This window comes from Xenorhabdus bovienii (genome assembly GCF_024721015.1).
Taxonomy (GTDB): domain Bacteria; phylum Pseudomonadota; class Gammaproteobacteria; order Enterobacterales; family Enterobacteriaceae; genus Xenorhabdus; species Xenorhabdus bovienii.
This window is the reverse complement of sequence record NZ_JANAIF010000451.1, coordinates 1-255: the sequence shown is the minus strand read 5'-3', so window position 1 is coordinate 255 and position 255 is coordinate 1. Positions and strand designations below refer to the sequence as shown.

The following is a 255-nucleotide window of genomic DNA, read 5'->3' as shown; positions in this document are numbered from 1 at the left end:
AAGCATGCCGTTCGAGTTCCGCTCACATGCAACCGCTGCGCTCCAGGGGGCCTTGAATGTATCGGTTGAGAGAGAGTTGGGAGAGGCCGCACTGGCAAAGGAAGAGGCCTTGCTGGATGAGGAGATGCTGCGTGACATGGTAAGCGATATCGTGCGGCAGGAGCTACAGGGCGCTCTGGGAGAACGGATTACCCGAAACGTCCGCAAGCTGGTGCGTCGCGAAATCCACCGCGCTCTGGCAAGTCGGGAACTGGA

At 59.6% G+C, this 255-nt stretch carries 1 protein-coding gene; it reads left to right on the top strand.

Annotated features, from left to right (window positions below):
- Positions 1–52: 52 nt before the first annotated feature.
- Positions 53–255, top strand: a 203-nt coding sequence (locus NXS07_RS21365; protein ID WP_258087685.1) for a hypothetical protein, incomplete at its 3' end; no start/stop codon positions are given.